The organism is Pseudomonas tremae, assembly GCF_001401155.1.
Lineage (GTDB): Bacteria > Pseudomonadota > Gammaproteobacteria > Pseudomonadales > Pseudomonadaceae > Aquipseudomonas > Aquipseudomonas tremae.
Window position 1 is genome coordinate 1 of the sequence record NZ_LJRO01000178.1, and the last position, 570, is coordinate 570.

The following is a 570-nucleotide window of genomic DNA, read 5'->3' on the forward strand; positions in this document are numbered from 1 at the left end:
GATCTCTGGACTGCTAAACATGGGCTAATCATAGCTCAGCGGTTGTATGATCACACCCTCAAAAGCGCCACCCGCCCAACAGCACTAACCTCAAACCGCTGCTGGTGTCGGTTGCTCGAGCAGTTTTGCGCCCTCGATACGCACATGCCGACCATGAAAGCGTTTGAGGCTGCTGCGATGTCCGATACTGACCAGCGTCAAACCGGGCAGGCCATCAATGATTGCGCGGTGCATGGCAGCCTCGTCATCCTCATCCATGGCCGAGGTGGCCTCATCCATATACAGCCAGCTTGGCGCGACCAGCAAGGGGCGAGCAAACGCCACTCGCTGCTGCTCGCCGGGCGACAGAAAGCGTTGCCAGTGATTGCTTTCATCCAGTCGCGGTATCAGGCGCTCCAGACGACACTGGTTCAGCACCTCTGCAAAGCGTTCTGCCGGGTAGCGTTGCGCAGGTTGTGGATAACTCATTGCCTCACGCAAGGTGCCGATGGGCAGATAAGGCCGTTGCGGCAGGAACAGCGCCGTCCCTTTGGGCAAGCAAATCTGGCCCGAACCGTGCGGCCATAGACC

At 58.9% G+C, this 570-nt stretch carries 1 protein-coding gene; it reads right to left on the reverse strand.

The genetic code is table 11. The features are described 5' to 3' along the window. Nucleotides 1-90: 90 nt before the first annotated feature. A partial coding sequence (locus tag ALO43_RS12490; RefSeq protein WP_157062293.1) for an ATP-binding cassette domain-containing protein occupies nt 91-570 on the reverse strand: 480 nt, incomplete at its 5' end.